Origin of the sequence: Streptomyces sp. NBC_00510 (assembly GCA_036013505.1) — a bacterium.
Taxonomy (GTDB): Bacteria; Actinomycetota; Actinomycetes; order Streptomycetales; family Streptomycetaceae; genus Actinacidiphila.
The window spans coordinates 1,740,265-1,757,771 of the sequence record CP107851.1 but is presented as its reverse complement, the minus strand read 5'-3'; the positions used below and the strand labels follow the sequence as shown (position 1 = coordinate 1,757,771).

Here is a 17,507-nt window from a genome sequence, read left to right as displayed (position 1 = left end):
CAGGGGCGGCGGCCGGACTTACGGACACTTCGCGCGGAGTGGTTCACGACCTCCACGCTGCGCTGAGGGACGAGATCCGGCGACGGTTGAGCGGGGGCGGCGGCACCACCATGAGCGCCGGCTACGGCGTACGGGTGCTGGACGCCCACGAGACAGACCCCGACGTCTGGCGGAGCCGGCTGCTCCAGGTCCTCACAAGCTCCAGGGTGGAGACGGACGAGGAGATCCTCGCGGCGGCCCGTGCCGTGCTCCGCGCGGAGCGCCGGACACGGCACGACTCGTTGCTCGCCCGTACGACGAGTGGGGCGCCGGTCGTGGACGACGACACGTAGGACATCGCGTTCACCCGGGGGCTGACCGCGCTACTGCCGGGCGCGTCAGGCCGGGTGCTGCAGCAGCACGCCCCGCGGGGTCGGTGATCAGCTCCAGCGGCCACATCGGCCCGTCGCCCGTTGCCGTGGATCCGCGGGCCGTGGAGCGGTGCCCGGAACTCGCGGTACCTGCTGATCGGGTGGGCGCCGTCCTCGTGGCGCCCGGTGAGGAAGGCGCACTGCGCTTGCCCCTGGCACCGGTTGAGGCCGACGTCGAGCCTCACGGGCCTCCTTCTGCCGCCTGCCCCGGCCGCCGCGGACGTCGTCGGCCCGTCGGCCCGTCAGCCCGTCAGCCAGTCCATGACCGCCCGGGCGTCGAAGGCGTCCTGCCCCCCGCGCACCAGCAGACCGGCCGTCGCGAAGGCGGGGTCGTCGGCCTGCACGGCCAGGTAGGGGACGGCGACGCACCGCATGCCCGCCCGGTGCGCCGCTTCCGCGCCGGGCGGCGCGTCCTCGACGACCACGCAGTCCGCCGGGTCCACGCCGAGCCGGGCCGCCGCCTCCAGGAACACGTCCGGGGCGGGCTTGCCGCGGTCGACCTCCTCCGCCGAGACCACGGTCGTCAGCCGGGCGTCCAGCCCGGTGCCCGCCAGCACCGCCCGGATCGCCTCGCGCGACGAGCCCGAGGCCACCGCCATGGGGTGCCCGGCCTTCGCCAGCAGCTCGACGAACGCGCGCATCCGCGGGAACACGTCGGTGGCCCCGCGGGCCAGCTCCAGGTAGAGCCGGTTCTTGCCGTCCAGCAGTTCCTGGACGGACGCCGACAGGCCGTACTCCTCGCGGAGGGTCTCCAGCGTCTCCTTGGTGCCGATGCCGATGAAGCGCCGGTGCTGCTCCCAGGTGAAGTCGTCCACGCCGTGCGCGGCCAGCAGCCGGCGGCCCGCCTCGAAGTAGTTGGGCTCGCTGTCCACGAGGGTGCCGTCGAGGTCGAATATCACCGCGGGGAGCGTCATGCCTCCCAGCATGCCAAGCCGGCGATCAAGGCGTGCGCCCGGCCGCGGCGTCCCGGCCGACCTCCCGTACCAGCGGCAGCATCCGCTGCGGCACCCGCTCGCGCAGCGCGACCTCCGTGCGGGTGCGCACCACACCCGGCACCTGGACCAGACGCTGGATCACGTCCTCCAGGTGCGCGGCGTCCCGGGCGACCACCCGGGTGAGCAGGTCGCCGCCGCCGGTGATCGAGAACGCCTCGATGATCTCGGGCACGGCGGCCAGGGCCGCGCCCGTGGCGTCCAGATGGCCCTGGGTCACCTCCAGGTGGACGAAGGCCAGCACCCGGTACCCCAGGGCCTCGGGCGACAGGCGCGGGCCGTACCCGGTGATCACCCCGTCCCGTTCCAGCCGGTCGAGCCGCGCCTGCAGGGTCCCGCGCGCCACACCCAGGATGCGGGCGTACTCGCGGACGCTGGTGCGCGGCTGTTCCAGCAGCAGCGCCAGGATGCGGGCGTCCAGCTCGTCGGCGGGCACGGGGCGCTGCCTCGCGCCGCTCAGAGGAGGGCGTCGATGGTGATCGGCAGTTCGCGGATGCGCTTTCCGGTGGCGTGGTAGACGGCGTTGGCGATGGCGGGTGCGATGCCGACCAGGCCGACCTCGCCGACGCCCTTGGTGCCGGTCGGTGTGCCGCGGTCGGGCTCACCGACGAAGACCACGTCCAGCTCCGGGATGTCGGCGTTCACGGCGACGAGGTAGTCGGCGAAGTTCCCGTTGGCGATGCGGCCGGTGCGCGGGTCGGTGACCGTGTCCTCGAACAGGGCCATGCCGATCCCGCCGACCGTACCGCCGATGATCTGGCTCCTGGCGGTCTTCTCGTTGAGGATGCGGCCGCCGTCGATCGCGGACACCACCCGGGCGACCCGGACGAGGCCGAGGTCGGCGTCGACGCGTACCTCCACGAACTTCGCGCCGTAGGCCCCGGCCATGGACATGCCGATGGTGGCCGGGTCCGGAGGTGTGCTGCTCCCGGTCGCCGTCAGCTGGGGCAGCCCGTGCCGGGAGAGGATGTCCGCGTACGACTCCCCGCGGTCCGGGCGGCCCACCAGGTGCACCCGGCCGCCGGAGGCCTCGACGTCCTCGGGGGAGGCGCCCAGCAGCGGGGAGTCGGCGTCCCCGCGCGCGAGGTCCGCGAACAGGCCCACGAGTTTGCGGCAGGCATCGTGAACGGCGTTGCCGAGCGCGCCGGTCAGACCGGAGCCGCCCGCCATCATCGAGTCGGGCATGTCGGAGTCGCCGAGGTCGAAACGGACCCTCTCCAGGGGCAGGCCCAGTTCCTCGGCGGACAGCTGCGCCATCACGGTGTACGTGCCGGTGCCGATGTCGGTCGCCGCGCTGCGCACGAACGCGCTGCCGTCGCGGTTGACGGTCGCCTCGGCCATGCACGGCGTCGCGAAGTACGGGAACATCGCGCTCGCCATGCCGTAGCCGACGAGCCAGTTGCCGTCGCGCATGGACCGCGGCTCCGGGTTCCGGTCGGCCCAGCCGAAGCGCCGCGAGCCGGCCTCGTAGCACTCCAGGATCGCCTTCCCGGACCAGGGCAGCCCGTTGCGCGGGTCGACCTCGGTGTGGTTGCGGATCCGAAGCTCCAGCGGGTCGATGCGCAGGGTGTACGCCAGCTCGTCGAGGGCCGACTCCAGCGCGAAGCAGCCCTGCGCCTCGGCCGGGGCGCGCATCGACGTCGGTACGGCGATGTTGAGCTTGGCCTGCTGGTCCCGGGTGATCACGTTCGGGCACCGGTAGGCGAACGAGGTTCCGTGGGAGAACGGCTCGAAGTCGTTGTCCTCCATGCTCAGCGAGCTCAGGCTGCGGTGGTCGAGGGCGACCAGTTCGCCGTCGCGCGTGGCGCCCATGCTGAGCCACTGCACACCGCTGGGACGGTGCCCGACGGAGGTGAACATCTGCGGCCGGGTCAGCACGAGCTTGACCGGACGCTTGGTCGACCGGGCGGCCATGGCGGTGAGGATCACGTGCGGCCACGCCCGCAGCCCGGCGCCGAAGCCGCCGCCGACGTAGGGCACCAGCACCCGCACCGAACTCTCGGGGATGCCGAAGACCATGGACAAGGTGGTGCGCACCATCGACGGCCACTGGCTGGTGTCGTGGACGGTGAGGGTGTCCTCCTCCCACACGGCAAGCGTGGCGAACAGCCCGAGCGGGTTGTTGGTGTTGTCCGCCGTGAGGTACGTGCCGCGCACGATGACGTCGGCGGCCTCCAGGGCGGCGGCCACGTCGCCGCGCGAGTGGTCCAACTTCCACGGGTCGACCACATGCTGCGCCCTCGGGTCCTGCAGGTCCAGCAGCGGCTCGCCGGCCTCGTACTCGGCGTGCACCAGCCGCGCCGCGGCGGCGGCCTGCTCCGGCGTCTCGGCCACCACGAAGGCGATGTGCTGCCCGTGGTGCATGATCCGGTCGTTGCGCAGCGGGGCGGGCGGCGCCTGCCCGAGCACCGTGGTGGGGCCGGCGCCGACCTGCGGGGCGTTCTCGTGGGTGAGCACCGCGATCACACCGGGGGAGCGTTCGGCCTCCTCGGTGTCCATGCGGACGATCCGGCCCGCGGCGATGGTGCTCTGCACCAGGGCGCCGTAGGCCTGGCCGTGGACGTTGAAGTCCATCGGGTAGGGCGCGGCGCCGGTGACCTTGCGCGGTCCGTCGACCCGGTTGACGCCCGCACCGACCAACGGCCTGCTCTCGACCGTGCTCATGCCGTCACTCCTGACACTGTCTGCAGCTCGCGGACGAGGGTCCGGCGGGCCAACGGCACCTTGAACGCCGTGCCGGGCACGGTCCAGGCGTCGCGCATCGTCGCCTCGGACGCGTCCAGGAAGGTGGCCGACGTGGCCGGAGCGCCCGTCAGCACGTGCTCGGCCTCGTAGGCCCGCCAGGGTTTCGAGCCCACTCCGCCCAGCCCGACCCGGGCCTGACGGATCGTGCCGTCCTCCACGACGAGCACCACCGCGGCCGAGGTCAGGGCGAACTCGTACGACATCCGGTCGCGGACCTTGAGGTAACCCGAGCGGGCGGACGGCGGCGGGAGCGGGATCTCGACCTCGGTGATCAGCTCGGCGTGCTCCAGGACGTTCTCCCGTTCCGGACTCTCGTCGGCCGTGACGTAGAACTCCGTGAGGGGGACGCTGCGCCGGCCCGACAGCCCCTGGACGTGCACGACCGCGTCGAGCGCCACCAGGGCGACGGCGAGGTCGGAGGCGTGCAGCGCGATGCAGTTCTCGTTCACGCCGAGCACCGCGTGCATCCTGGCCGCGCCCTGCACGGCCGCGCAGCCCGTGCCCGGTGCGCGCTTGTTGCACTCGAGCACCATGGGGTCGCGGAAGTAGCGGCAGCGGGTGCGCTGCAGCAGGTTGCCGCCGATGGTGGCCATGTTCCGCAATTGCACCGAGGCGCCCATCAGGAGGGCCTCGCGCACCACGGGCAGCCGCTCGGCGACCGTGGCGTCGGCGGCCAGCTCCTCCATCGTGGCCAGCGCCCCGACGTGGAGCGACTCGCCGCGCCGCTCGATGCCGTGCAGCGGGAGCCGGGTGATGTCGATCAGCGTCGGCGGCTCCAGGACCCCGTCCTTCATCAGGTCCAGCTGGGTCGTGCCGCCCGCGAGGCAGGACGCCGACGGGTCCTCCGCCAGCAGCCGTACGACCTCCTGGGTGTCGGTCGCCCGCACGTACTCAAAGGTGCGCATCGTAACCTCCCCCGGACGCCGCCTCGCGGATCGCGGCCACGATGTTGGGATAGGCGCCGCAGCGGCACAGGTTGCCGCTCATGAACTCCCGGATCTCCTCGTCGGAGCCGGTCCTGCCCTCGGCCATCAGCGCCACCGCGGACATGATCTGGCCGGGGGTGCAGAAGCCGCACTGGAAGCCGTCGTGGTCCATGAAGGCCCGCTGCACCGGGTGCGGTCCGTCCGCGCCGCCGACGCCCTCGATGGTGGTGATCGCCCGGCCCTCGGCCTGGGCGGCCAGTGTCAGGCAGGCCAGCACTCTCCTGCCGTCGAGATGGACCGTGCACGCGCCGCAGGCTCCCTGGTCACAGCCCTTCTTCGTGCCCGTCAGGCCCAGCCGGTCGCGCAGCGCGTCCAGCAGCGTGACCCGGGTGTCCAGGCGAAGGGTGTACGACCGGCCGTTGACGTCGAGTGTCACGACCCGCTCGATGGTTCCGGGACGGTCCACGTCCCGCTCGCTCGCCACGTCCCTCATCGCGTCCTCCTCCGGACGGGTCGGGTACGACTCGAGCCCCTCCTGGGGCGGATCCGGTGAGTTGGTTCGTCAGGCGCCGTTAAAAGGCGGGATCGACTTTTCGCGTCAATACGTCCGCCTTTCACCTCAATATACGCTGAATGGGCGTTTCGGCATGGGCCAGTGGTCCGGCGCCGCCCTGGCCGCGCGATCGACGGCCGGGCCAATGGCCCAGTGGAACGGGGCTCGCTTGAGCCAAGGGCCCTGAGGATGTTTTCCTGGAGGCGACGCTGGCGTTGCGGGAGGTACGAGGCCCCGCAGCGCCTTTTCCATGCGCGGACACGCACCGCGGCACGAACGAGGGGGCAGGGCGGGCACGTGGTGAGGCGCATGTTCATCGCACCGGACCCGGGGCGCGCGCGGCTGCGCGGCGCCTCGCGCGCGGTCCTGGGCATCGCGGGGGCGGTCGCCGCCGTGGCGGCGGCCGGGCTGCCGCTGCCCGCCGTCGTGGTCGGCGGTCTGGCCGCGCTGCTGGCGCTGTTCGTCGTCGCCGACCCCGGGCCGGCCCGGCAGGCCGCGACGACCGCGCTGATGCCCGTGGTGGGCTTCCCCGTCCTCGGGCTGGCCGCCTGTCTGCATCCCCACCCGGGCGCACGGGACGCGGCCTTCCTCGCGGTGGTCTTCGCCGGGGTCTACGCCCGGCGCTGGGGGGCGCGCGGCCACGCCCTGGGCGTCTTCGCGTTCATGATGTTCTTCATCGCCCAGTTCCTCCGGGCCGGTCCGGGACTGCTGCCGGAGCTGTACGGGGCCGTGGGCCTCGGGCTGGGCTGCGCCGCCCTCGTCCGCTTCGGCCTGTGGTGCTACGAGCGGGGGGCCGTTCCGGCGCCCGCCGTCGTCCTGCCCCAGCCCCGGGGGCTGCGCCGCCCGACGACCCGGCAGGCGTTCCAGGCGGTGCTCGCGGGCGGGATCGCGGTGGCGGTGGGCCAGGCGCTGTCCGAGGACCGCTGGTACTGGGCGGTCGGCACCGCCTGGTGGATCTTCGTGAACACCGCCTCGCGGGGCGAGACCCTCGTGCGGGGCTTCCGCCGCGTCCTGGGCACCGTCACCGGCATCGTCGCCGGGCTCGCGGTGGCGCTCCCGCTGCACGGGGCGCCCGCGCCGACCGCCGCGCTGGTCGCCGTCTGCGTCTTCGGGATCTTCTACACCGCCCCGGTCTCGTACAGCTGGATGATGTTCTTCGTGACGGTGATGGCGGGGCTGCTCTACGGCCTGCTCGGCATCCTCCACCCCGGGCTGCTGGGGCTGCGGCTGGGGGAGACCGCCGTCGGCGCCCTGGGCGCGGCCGTCGCGGTCCTGGTGGTGCTGCCGGTGACCACGCACGCGGCGACCGACGCCTGGATCCGCCGCGCGCTGCACGCGGTCCACGACTTCACCGGCGAGGCCGCCCGTCACCTCGCCGGCGGCCCGGGCGACGACCTGGCCCGCCACGTGGCGGAGCTCGACGTCCTCCTGGAACGGGTGCGGGCCGCCGTCGCCCCGCTGGTGCACCCGCTCAGCCCGATGCGGCACCGCAAGGCCCGGGCCCGTACCGTCCTCGCCCTGCTCGACGAGTGCGCCCGTCAGGTCCGCGGCCTCGCGGAGGTCGTGGCCGACCCGTACGCCTGCCACGACGAGCGCCTCACGGCGGCCTGCCACCGGGTCGAGATCGCCGTCCGGCGCCTGGTGCCCCCGGGCACGGCCGGGAGCGGCACCCCGGCGCCCGGAACGGCCACCGGGGAAGCCGCGGGCCCGCACCCGCACGCCGACCGGGCCCTGGAGCACCTGCGCAGCCTCGAGACGGCCCTCACCGGCCTGGCCGCCCCCCTCGGCGCCCCCGCGCGTTCCACGCGGGCCGGGGAGCCCGTCTGAGCACGCGCGGCAGGGGCGCGCCCCTGCCGCGCGGAGGCCCATCGGCGGCGCCGGGCGTGCGTGCCGGGTTCGTGTGCGCCCCCGGGCGGATCGGGACCGGTCACGGTCGCCACGTGACCGGATTGCGTCCAACCTGCGTCGTGATGTGTCAATTCACCTGATTCTGAGCCCTGTTCGGCGCGGCGTGCCAGGATGACTGACTCCGGACAAGCGGTGAGACCGAATCCAGTCTCGTGCCGTATCCGCGGACCGTGCGGCAAACGGTTCGCACAGGGCGGTCTTGGGGGTGCCAGGTGTGCTGAGATTTCTGCGCCGTACCGGGGGGAAGAACGAACGGCGTACCGGGCCGGGCCGCGTGCCGCCCCCGGCGGAGCACGCGCGGATGGACGGCCCGGAGCCGCTGGCCGGGTGCCCGGCGGGACACCCCCAGGCGGCCGAAGAGGACGCCGAGGCGCGGCGTCCCGAGGACGCGGCGGCCGCCTGCCCCGTCGACGGCGCGGCCGGTCAGGGCGCCCCTCCGGCCGTCCCGCACAAGGACGTGGACGTCCGCGCGCTGGCCACGGACTTCCTGCGGCAGTACCACCACGAGCTGCCCGGCGCCGCCGGCGACCCGCAGCAGCGGCTCGCCGCGGTGCTCGCCGAGATCGACGCGACGGGCACCTACCGGCACACCCACGAGGAGCTCGTCTTCGGCGCGCGCGTCGCCTGGCGCAACAGCAACCGCTGCATAGGGCGCCTGTACTGGAACTCCCTGCAGGTCCGCGACCGCCGCCACGTCGCCACCGCGCGCGGGGTGGCCCTGGAGGCCGCCGCCCACCTGAGGGTCGCGACCAACGGCGGGCGGATCCGCCCGGTCATCACCGTCTTCGCCCCGGACACCCCGGACCGCCCCGGCCCGAGGATCTGGAACGACCAGCTCATCCGCTACGCCGGCTACCCCCGGCCCGACGGCGCCGTGCTCGGCGACCCCGGCAACACCGGCATCACCGAGGTGGCCCGGCGGCTCGGCTGGTCCGGCGGCCCCGGCACGCCCTTCGACGTCCTGCCGCTGGTCGTGCAGGGCGGAGCCGAACCGCCGCGCCACTTCCCGCTGCCGGCCGACGCGGTCCTGGAGGTGCCGATCGTGCACCCGGAGTTCGACTGGCTCGCGGAGTGGGGCCTGCGCTGGCACGCCGTCCCGGCGATCTCCTCCATGTGCCTGGAGATCGGCGGCGTCTGCTACCCGGCGGCGCCCTTCAACGGCTGGTACATGGGCACCGAGATAGGCGCCCGCAACTTCGCCGACACCGACCGCTACGACCTCCTGCCGCGCTTCGCCGACCGCCTCGGCCTGGACACCGGCAGCGACCGCTCGCTCTGGCGCGACCGGGCCCTGGTCGAGCTCAACCGGGCCGTGCTGCACTCCTTCGACCGCGTCGGCGCCACCATCACCGACCACCACACCGAATCCCGGCGCTTCCTCGCCCACATCGAACGGGAGGAGCGCAAGGGCCGCCCCGTGCCCGCCGACTGGTCGTGGATCGTGCCGCCCATCTCCGGCTCGGCCACCGGCGTCTTCCACCGCTACTACGACACCGGCGACCTGACCCCCGCCTACGTCCACCACCCCGAGTCGCTCGCCCTCGCCCGCGGAGAGACGCTGGTGTGACGGGGGCAACGGGATCGGTTTCCGGCCACTGCGTTACTCTCAGCCGCCGTACAGACAATCAGCGGAAGAGGTACGGCAGTGGCCGGGCACGTTTACATCGGGTCGTTCACCTCGGCGGGCGGCAAAGGGCTGACCACCGCCGCCGTCGACCCCGATTCGGGAGCGCTGACGGTGCTGCGCGCCGACTCCGCGGTGGAGGACCCCTCCTTCCTGGTGCTCTCCGAGGACAGCGGCCTGCTCTACGCCGTCAGTGAGCACGCCGAGGCCGGCGGCGCGGCCGTGTTCTCGCTGGGCGACCCCGCCCGCCCCGAACTGCTGGGCGCCACGGTGCCGGTGGGCGGCGGCGCGCCCACCCATCTGTGCCTGCACCGGGGACACCTGCTCACCGCCAACTACGCCTCCGGCACCGTCAGCGTGCTGCCGGTCGACGACCGCGGCGCGCTCGGCGGGCCGCGCCACGTCCTGGAGCACGAGGGCGACGGCCCCGACCCGGAGCGGCAGGAGGGCCCGCACGCCCACATGGTGCTGCCCGACCCCTCCGGGCGCTGGGTGCTCAGCGTGGACCTCGGCACGGACTCCGTGCGCGTCTGCGAACTCGACGCGGACAGCGGGGAGCTGGAGGTGGAACGCGAGATGGGCCTGCGCTCCGGCACCGGACCGCGGCACCTCACCTTCCACCCGCGCGGCGACCGCGCCTACGTCATGAACGAGCTGGAGTCCGTGGTGACGGTCTGTCACTGGGACGCGGAGGTGGGCCGTCTGAAGCCCGTCGCCGAGGTCTCCGTGCTGCCCGCGGACGCCGCCGGCCCGAACTACCCCTCCGAGCTGGTCGTCTCGCCCGACGGGCGGTTCGCCTGGGCCGCCAACCGAGGGCACAACAGCATCGCGGTGCTGTCCGTCGACGACAGCGGTGACCGGCTGGAACTGCTGGAGACGGTGGACTGCGGCGGCGACTGGCCGCGCCACCTGACCCTCGACCCCTCAGGGAAGCGGCTCTACGCGGCCAACGAGCGCTCCGGCGACGTCAGCTGGTTCGACGTGGACCCGGTCACCGGCACGCCCAAGCCGGCCGGCTCGGTGGCCGTCCCGGCCGCCTCCTGCGTGGTCTTCGGCTGACGGTGGCTTCCCCGTGCGCGCAACGGCGTGGTGGTCCGCCCCCGGATCCGGTGCGGACCACCACGCCGTTGTCGTCGACGGCCCGCGGGTTCAGCCCAGCGGAGCACCCTGCGACGACTGGGCGATGCCCAGGGCCGTGGTGTACGTGGAGACGACCAGCTTGCCGATGGTGGGGTAAGGACCCAACGCGTCGGCCGCGGAGCAGTCGGCCTCCTTGGCGGCGTCGTGCAGCACCTCGGGGGCGACCTCGGGACCGACCACGTACGGCGCGAGCGCCAGGGTCGTCGAGCCGGAAGAGCGCAGCTGCTCGGCGACCTGGGCGACCGAGCCCTCGATGTCCAGCGCGGCGGCCAGCACCGGCACCGCGAGGCGTGCGGCCAGCAGCAGACCCGTCACACCTGCCGCCTGGACGGCCTCCTCGCCACCCACGGTGGCCAGGATGATGCCGTCGGCGGCCGTGGCCACCGTGAACAGGCGGGCGCGGTCGGCGCGGGCCAGGCCGGCCTCGGAGAGGCGCACGTGCAGCGCCTCCGCCAGCAGCGGGTGAGGACCGAGCACGTCGGTCACCTCGGCCGGGGAGCGGCTGTCCGCCACGGCCTGGCGGATCCGGCGCATCACCGACGGCTCGGGACCGGCCAGCAGCGGGACCACGACGGCCGCGGGGGCCTGGTCACCGCGCTCGGCGGCGGCCTGGGCCACCACGGACTCGAGCGTCGGGTACTCCTCGCCGTCGCCGTCGACGTAGCCGATGCGCGGGTCGAGACCGGAGAGCTCGATGCGGGCGATGCTGACGATCTCCTCCGCGAGACTGCGTATCGCGGAGGACGGGGTGCCGGGCACGGCGAGGACCAGCGCGGGGGCGCCCTCGGGCGTGGTCAGCGGCTCCGGGCGCCGGTGCCGCCCGGGCTGGCGGGGGCGGGGCATTCGAACGGGCAGGCCGGGTGCGGGCCCTTCGGCAGTGCTCATGGCGAGGCATGCTAGTGCCTTTGCGCGCTCTGTTGTTCGGGCGGGTCCATCGCAGGGGTTACCTGTCCGGTTCTGTCCCGATACGGCGCCGGGTCCGCGCACCCCGGCACCGTATGCGCGCCGTGATCAGCCGAGTCCGCGCGAGTCCTGCTTGAGGGCGGTGTCCACGGTGAGCGCGGAGGCGACGACCATGCTCAGCAGGGGGTCCGGCAGCTGCCGGTGGATCTGTAGCACGTAGTTGTCGGCCGTGGTGAACATCGTCTTCGCCAGGCCCTCCCACGTCTTGGTGATCCGGGCGACCTCGGTGTCGGTGTGGTCGACGATGGAGAAGTTCCAGGCACGCCAGTTCTCGGCCTTGATCGCGCCGATCTTCTGGCCGTTGACCTCGAAGGAGAAGTTGATCTTCCCGATGGCGTTCTGCTGTACGATCTCGCCGAGCGTCATGCCGTCGGCGCGCTGCACGATCACCTTGGACTTGATGAACTTCGCGGGCCGGGTCAGCAGCAGCTGCGGCTGCCCGTGGGCGTCGCGCACCTCCAGGCGCACCGACATGAACTGGTCGACGCTCGCGACGAAGCGCAGCACCTTCCGCGCGGCGCTCTGGCCGACCTGGAGCACCGAGCCGAGCTGGCGCCCCTGCTGGTCGAAGACGCTGTACTCGTTGCTCAGCTCGATGAGCTTGGCCTTCTGATTGACCACCAGGACGGGCTCGCTGAAGAGCGTGCCCCCACCCGGGCCGGTGGGGGCCACGCCGGCCTGTTGCTGCACCTGGCGCTGGATGCGCGACGGGTCGGGACCGCCGTCGACGCCCAGCTCCCAGGGGTTGTCCTTGGGCTGCGGCGGGACCTGCGCGCCGCCCGCGTGGGTGTGCTCCGTCCACTGGGACCCGTCCCAGTAGCGCAGCAGGTTCTGCGTGCCGTGCGGGTCCGGGTACCAGCCCGCCGGGGTGTTCGAATGCGTCGTCACCCGGGCAGACTAACGGCTGCCTCCGTCAGGGCAGCTGCCAGTCCACCGGATTCGTGCCCTGCCGTACCAAGAGGTCGTTGGCCCGGCTGAACGGACGCGAGCCGAAGAAGCCGCGGTCGGCCGACATCGGGGAGGGGTGGGCGGACTCCACGGCCGGCAGGTTCCCCAGCAACGGTCGCAGCTTGCGCGCGTCGGAGCCCCACAGGATGGACACCAAAGGCTTGCCGCGCGCGGCGAGCGCGCGGATGGCCTGCTCGGTGACCGCCTCCCAGCCCTTGCCGCGGTGACCTCCGGGCTTGCGCGGCGTGGTGGTGAGCGCCCTGTTGAGCAGCAGGACGCCCTGCCGGGTCCAGGGGGTCAGGTCGCCGTTGGAGGGCTGGGGCAGACCGAGGTCGGTGTTCAGCTCCCGGTAGATGTTCAGCAGGCTGCCGGGCAGCGGCCGTACCTCCGGGGCCACCGAGAACGACAGCCCGACGGCGTGCCCCGGAGTGGGATACGGGTCCTGGCCCACGATCAGCACCCGGACGTCGTCGAAGGGCTGCTGGAACGCGCGCAGCACGTTCGCCCCCGACGGCAGGTAGGTGCGGCCCGCGGCGATCTCGGCGCGCAGGAAGTCGCCCATTTCGGCGATCTTCCCGGCGACCGGCTCCAGAGCCTTGGCCCAGCCTTCTTCGACGATTTCGTTCAACGGTCGTGCTGCCACGGTGAGTCACTCTAGTGGCTCACACCGACACTCAGACCACGGCCGCCCTCACGCACAGCACATCGGGCAGGTGCGAGGCCACCAGCCGCCAGGTGTCGCCCTCGTCGGCGCTGGCGTACACCTCGCCGTTGCGGTTGCCGAAGTACACGCCGACCGGGTCCGCGTCGTCGGTGCGCAGCCCGTCGCGCAGGACCACGCCGTAGTGCTCCTGCGTGGGCAGCCCGGCGGACAGGGCCGTCCACGAGGCGCCGGCGTCCTCGGTGCGGTAGACCCGGCAGCGGTAGTCCGGCTGGTAGCGGTCGCCGCCGTCGTTGACCGGGGAGACGTACGCGACTCCGCCGCGGCGGGGGTGGGCGGCGACGGCGAAGCCGAAGTCCGCGGGCAGGCCCTTGCCGATCTCCGTCCAGCTCGCGCCGGCGTCGTCGCTGCGGTAGACCCCGCCGTGGTTCTGCAGGTACAGCCGGTCCGGGTCCTCGGCGTCCCGGTCGATCTTGTGCACGCACTGGCCGAACTCCGGGTACGGGTCGGGCAGGAACTCCGCCTTGATCCCGGTGTTGGACGCCTCCCAGCTCGCGCCGCCGTCGGCCGAGCGGTAGACCCCGCCGGAGGAGACGGCCGCGACCACCACGTCGGCGTCGCGCGGATCGGTGACCACCGTGTGCACCGCCTGACCGCCGAACCCGGCACCCCACAGCTCCCGCTGCGGGTGCTCCCACAGGCTCCGCACGAACTCGAAGGTCACCCCGCCGTCGTCCGAGCGGAAGAGCGCCCCCGGCTCCGTTCCGGCCCACACCAGGTCCGGGGCGCCGGCGCCGGCGGGCTGGATCTGCCAGACGCGCTCCAGGGAGGCGTCCGTGTCCTTGGGGAACCGCACCGCGGGCCTGGCCGGCTCCTCCCAGCTGCGCCCGAGGTCGTCGGAGCGGAAGACCGACGGGCCCCAGTGCGAGCTGTCCGCGCCGACCAGCAGCCGGGGCACGGCCCGGCGCGTGTCGATGCCCACCGAGTACACCGCCTGCATGGGGAAGTGCGGGCCGGTCAGCTCCCACGTCCCGGCGCCGCCCCGCCGTCCCAGGAACAGTCCCTTGCGTGTGCCGATCGCGAGTACGACGTCGTCCATGACGCACCATCTCCGAGCTACGGGGAATGTGTTCTGCATCACAGATTCTGCACCGCCCCACCGACAACGGGGGCCGCGGCGCGCCTCCTCCCCGCCGAAGCGTGCCGCGCCGGCCCCGGCGCGCGGTGGCCCTCGTCGGCGAACGGCCGGGCGGCGAAGGGGATTTGCCCCATCGCCGGCCCGCCGTGGAGAGCTGGTACGACAGCGGTCGAACTACGAGAATTCTCGTAATATGGGTGCATGACCGCGCAGCAGCCCCTCACCACGGCCGCCCTCGTCCCCGGCGGGAGGGTGTGCGAGCACCCGGACCGTGCGGACATCCGCCTGGAGGCCGTCCTGCACGCGTTGGCCGACCCCATGCGCCTGCGCGTGGTGCGGACGCTGGCGGCGCGGGGAACGGAGGCGGCGTGCTCCGAGGTCGAGTTGCCCGTCAGCAAGTCCACCTGCACCCACCACTTCCGGGTGCTCCGCGAGGCCGGGGTGATCAGCCAGACCTACCGGGGCACCTCCAAGATGAACGCGCTGCGCCGCGCGGACCTAGAGGCGCTCTTCCCCGGGCTTCTGGACACCGTCCTCGCCGCCGCCGACCGGCAGGGAGGGCGGCTCGGCGGGACCGCCGGCGTCGTCCGCGCCTGAACCGGAGCCGCCGGGCAGGTGGTTGAAGAGCAGGTTCAGCGCGATCGCGGTGATGCACCCCGCGCTGATCCCGCTGTCCATCACCGTCTGGAACCAGTCGGGGAAGGCGTCGTAGACCGTCGGGACGCCGACCGGCAGCAGTCCGACCGCGACCGACACCGCCACCACGGTCAGATTGCCGTTGCCGTGGAAGTCGACGGTGGACAGGGTCCGCACCCCGCTCGCCGCCACCGTCCCGAACATCACCAGGCCCGCGCCGCCCAGCACGGGTGCCGGGATCGCCGCGACCACCGCCCCCAGCTTGGGCAGCAGCCCCAGCAGCACGAGGATGCCGCCCGCGGTCGCCACCACCCAGCGGCTGCGCACCCGGGTCATCCCCACGAGGCCGACGTTCTGCGCGTAGGCGGTGTACGGGAAGGTGTTGAAGACCCCGCCGAGCACGGTCGACACGCCGTCGGCGCGCAGCCCGTCCGCGAGCCGCCGTGGTTCCACGTGGCGGCCGGTCAGCTCGCCCACGGCGATGATGTCGCCGGTCGTCTCGGTCATCGTCACGAGGGCCACGACGAGCATGGAGGCGATCGCGGCGCCCTGGAAGTCGGGCGTGCCGAAGTGGAACGGCGTGCTGATCCCCACCCAGTCGGCGCCGCCGACCGCGCCGAAGTCGGTGAAGCCCAGCGGAACGGACGCCAGGGTGCCCAGCACGATGCCCGCCAGGACCGCGACGCGCGCGAGGGCAGGGGGCGCGAAGCGCTGGACCAGCAGGACGGCCATGAGCACCGCGGCCGCCAGGGCGAGGTTCCGCGGCGCCCCGAAGTCGGCCGAACCCACCCCGCCTGCCGCCCAGTTGCCGGCCACCGGCAGCAGGCTGAGCCCGATGACCAGGATCACGGTGCCGGTGACCAGCGGCGGGAAGAACCGCAGCAGCCGCCCGAAGACCGGCGCCAGCAGGACCATCGCCACTCCCGAGGCGATGACGGCGCCGTAGATCGCGGGCAGTCCGCCGTCCTGGCCGATCAGCACCATGGGTGACACCGCCGCGAAGGTGCAGCCCTGCATGATGGGCAGCCGGACGCCGAACCGCCACCAGCCCACGCACTGCAGCAGCGTGGCGATGCCGCACACCAGCAGGTCCGCCGTGATCAGGTAGGCGAGGTCGGCGGGCGGCAGCTTCAGCGCGCCGCCGACGATGAGCGGCACGGCGACCGCGCCCGCGTACATCGCCAGCACGTGCTGGAGCCCGAACGCCCCGAGCTGGACGGCGGGCAGGACCTCGTCGACGGGATGGACGGCGGGACGGTGCGGCGGCGTCGCCATGGGCAGCTCCTCGAACGCGGCGCGGGTGAGCGGTGGAACGACGAAGTGGTGCCCGGGACCCTGGTGAGCGTAAACAGTTTGTTGATTTCGGAGGTGTTTCCCCCGGATCTCACCCTCGGATCTCACCCCGTGGGGCGCGCGGCCGCCAACAGCCCTTCCCAGTCGGGGATCTTCACGGTCGCGCGGTCCAGTGACCGCCCCAGCGCCGCCTCGGCGGCCTCGATGGCCTCCCACCCGGTCCACTCCACGGGGTCCTGCCCCAGTGCCCGCAGGCCATCGAGCGGATCGGCGTCGGCGATGCGCCGGGCCAGCAGCTCCCGTGCGTCGGTGACCAGGGCCGCCGCCGTCTGCTTGGCGCAGGGCCGGTTGGTGCCGATCACGCCGGTCGGCCCGCGCTTGATCCAGCCGGCGACGTACTCGCCGGGGGAGGGGGCGCCGCCGCGCAGCACCCGGCCCTCCGCGTTGGGCACGATGCCGAGCCGGTCGTCGAACGGCAGCCCGTCCAGGGGCACCCCGCGGTAACCGACCGACCGCAGCACCAGTCCGGCGGCGATGTCCTCGAGGACGCCCGTGCCGCGCACCCCGCCCTGCCCGTCCGGCACGGTCCGCTCGAACCGCACCCCGGTCACCCCGTCCTCGCCGAGCACCGCCACCGGCCGCAGGAAGAACCGCAGGTGGATGCGGCGGCGCCGGCCCGCCGCGGGCCGGGAGGCCCAGCCGCGCAGCACCTCCACATTGCGCCGGGCGACCGGCACGAGCCCCTGCGGATCGGCATAGGCGGGGTCGAGCGCCAGCTCCTCGGGACGGACGAGCACGTCCGCGTCGGGCAGGTCGCCGAGCTCGCGCAGCTCCTTGGTGGTGAATTTCGCCTGCGAGGGCCCGCGCCGCCCCACCATGTGCACGTCTGTGACGTGGCTGTCCGCCAGGGCCCGCAGCACCCCCTCGGGCACATCGGTGTGCCGCAGCTCCCCGGCGCCGCGGGCCAGGATGCGGGCGACATCGACGGCCACGTTGCCGACCCCGATGACGACCGCGGAGCGGGCGTGCAGCGGGAAGCCGTCGGGAGCCTCGTCGGGATGGGCGCTGTACCAGGAGACGAAGTGGGTGGCCGCGCAACTGCCCGGCAGGTCCTCCCCGGGCACCCCGAGGCGGCGGTCGGTCGCGGCGCCGACGCAGTACACCACCGCGTGGTACAGCTCCAGCAGCGCTTGCGGGGAGAGCCCCGGACCGCCGACGGCCACATTGCCCAGGAAGCGGATCCGGGGGTCCTCCAGGACGCGCCGCAGCGTGCCCTGCAGGGACTTGATCTTCTCGTGGTCGGGGGCCACCCCGTACCGGACCAGGCCGTACGGGCAGGGAAGCCGGTCGAGCACGTCGACGGCGACGTCCGGCACCGACTCCTGGCGGGTCAGCACCTCGGCCGTGTACACCCCGCTGGGACCTGATCCGACGACTGCCACACGCAGCACGGGCGCCTCCCCTTCGGCGAGGGTTGGGTTCACCTCGGCGGCCCGTGTGCCGCCCGGAACGGGCGGGACGGGCGGCCACGTCCAGCATCGCACCGAGTGACCACCGGGGGGAGGGCGCC

At 73.4% G+C, this 17,507-nt stretch carries 16 protein-coding genes; 5 read left to right on the top strand and 11 right to left on the bottom strand.

Annotation, left to right across the window (positions count from 1 at the left end; all coding sequences use genetic code 11):
- The first annotated feature begins 38 nt into the window (after window positions 1–38).
- Complete coding sequence (locus OG937_07855; protein WUD71613.1) at window positions 39–332, top strand: hypothetical protein; 294 nt, start codon at window positions 39–41, stop codon at window positions 330–332.
- A 320-nt stretch (window positions 333–652) separates the two neighbouring features.
- On the opposite strand, the gene OG937_07850 is transcribed toward OG937_07855, so the two are convergent.
- The 5 genes from OG937_07850 to OG937_07830 are packed head-to-tail and all read right to left on the bottom strand — an operon-like array spanning window position 653 to window position 5,566.
- Window positions 653–1,324, bottom strand: coding sequence for an HAD family phosphatase (locus tag OG937_07850; protein ID WUD71612.1), 672 nt, complete (start codon window positions 1,322–1,324; stop codon window positions 653–655).
- Window positions 1,325–1,349: 25 nt separating this feature from the next.
- On the bottom strand, window positions 1,350–1,838 hold the full coding sequence (locus OG937_07845) for an Lrp/AsnC family transcriptional regulator (protein ID WUD71611.1): 489 nt from the start codon (window positions 1,836–1,838) through the stop codon (window positions 1,350–1,352).
- A 20-nt stretch (window positions 1,839–1,858) separates the two neighbouring features.
- The gene (locus tag OG937_07840) at window positions 1,859–4,066 is read right to left on the bottom strand and encodes a xanthine dehydrogenase family protein molybdopterin-binding subunit (GenBank protein WUD71610.1); all 2,208 of its coding nucleotides are present in this window, start codon (window positions 4,064–4,066) and stop codon (window positions 1,859–1,861) included.
- Complete coding sequence (locus OG937_07835; protein WUD71609.1) at window positions 4,063–5,052, bottom strand: xanthine dehydrogenase family protein subunit M; 990 nt, start codon at window positions 5,050–5,052, stop codon at window positions 4,063–4,065. The genes OG937_07840 and OG937_07835 overlap by 4 nt, the downstream gene beginning before the upstream one ends.
- On the bottom strand, window positions 5,039–5,566 hold the full coding sequence (locus tag OG937_07830) for a (2Fe-2S)-binding protein (GenBank protein ID WUD71608.1): 528 nt from the start codon (window positions 5,564–5,566) through the stop codon (window positions 5,039–5,041). The genes OG937_07835 and OG937_07830 overlap by 14 nt, the downstream gene beginning before the upstream one ends.
- A 369-nt stretch (window positions 5,567–5,935) precedes the next feature.
- Here OG937_07830 and OG937_07825 point away from each other — a divergent pair, with 369 nt between their 5' ends.
- The 3 genes from OG937_07825 to OG937_07815 all read left to right on the top strand — a co-directional run bounded on the left by OG937_07825 (window position 5,936) and on the right by OG937_07815 (window position 10,217).
- Window positions 5,936–7,453 (top strand): FUSC family protein, encoded by a 1,518-nt coding sequence (locus tag OG937_07825; protein WUD71607.1) that lies wholly within the window; start codon window positions 5,936–5,938, stop codon window positions 7,451–7,453.
- Between the two features lie 382 nt (window positions 7,454–7,835).
- Window positions 7,836–9,101: a nitric oxide synthase oxygenase gene (locus OG937_07820; GenBank protein ID WUD71606.1), complete on the top strand. Its 1,266-nt coding sequence runs from the start codon at window positions 7,836–7,838 to the stop codon at window positions 9,099–9,101.
- A gap of 78 nt (window positions 9,102–9,179) precedes the next feature.
- On the top strand, window positions 9,180–10,217 hold the full coding sequence (locus tag OG937_07815; GenBank protein WUD71605.1) for a lactonase family protein: 1,038 nt from the start codon (window positions 9,180–9,182) through the stop codon (window positions 10,215–10,217).
- A gap of 90 nt (window positions 10,218–10,307) precedes the next feature.
- Here the strand turns inward: OG937_07815 and OG937_07810 are convergent, their stop codons facing one another.
- The 4 genes from OG937_07810 to OG937_07795 all read right to left on the bottom strand — a co-directional run bounded on the left by OG937_07810 (window position 10,308) and on the right by OG937_07795 (window position 13,969).
- Window positions 10,308–11,183 (bottom strand): hypothetical protein, encoded by an 876-nt coding sequence (locus tag OG937_07810; protein ID WUD71604.1) that lies wholly within the window; start codon window positions 11,181–11,183, stop codon window positions 10,308–10,310.
- Between the two features lie 126 nt (window positions 11,184–11,309).
- Window positions 11,310–12,149 (bottom strand): phospholipid scramblase-related protein, encoded by an 840-nt coding sequence (locus tag OG937_07805; GenBank protein ID WUD71603.1) that lies wholly within the window; start codon window positions 12,147–12,149, stop codon window positions 11,310–11,312.
- Window positions 12,150–12,174: 25 nt separating this feature from the next.
- Entirely contained in the window at window positions 12,175–12,852 is a 678-nt protein-coding gene (locus tag OG937_07800) for a uracil-DNA glycosylase (GenBank protein ID WUD71602.1), read from the bottom strand.
- 31 nt (window positions 12,853–12,883) lie between these two features.
- Window positions 12,884–13,969 (bottom strand): exo-alpha-sialidase, encoded by a 1,086-nt coding sequence (locus tag OG937_07795; GenBank protein ID WUD71601.1) that lies wholly within the window; start codon window positions 13,967–13,969, stop codon window positions 12,884–12,886.
- A gap of 240 nt (window positions 13,970–14,209) precedes the next feature.
- Here OG937_07795 and OG937_07790 point away from each other — a divergent pair, with 240 nt between their 5' ends.
- Complete coding sequence (locus OG937_07790) at window positions 14,210–14,605, top strand: helix-turn-helix domain-containing protein (GenBank protein ID WUD71600.1); 396 nt, start codon at window positions 14,210–14,212, stop codon at window positions 14,603–14,605.
- Here the strand turns inward: OG937_07790 and OG937_07785 are convergent.
- On the bottom strand, window positions 14,507–15,919 hold the full coding sequence (locus OG937_07785) for a purine permease (GenBank protein ID WUD71599.1): 1,413 nt from the start codon (window positions 15,917–15,919) through the stop codon (window positions 14,507–14,509). The genes OG937_07790 and OG937_07785 overlap by 99 nt on opposite strands.
- 122 nt (window positions 15,920–16,041) lie before the next feature.
- Window positions 16,042–17,388 carry an FAD-dependent oxidoreductase gene (locus tag OG937_07780; GenBank protein ID WUD71598.1) on the bottom strand — a complete coding sequence of 449 codons (1,347 nt, stop codon included), beginning with the start codon at window positions 17,386–17,388 and terminating at the stop codon, window positions 16,042–16,044.
- Window positions 17,389–17,507: the final 119 nt, after the last annotated feature.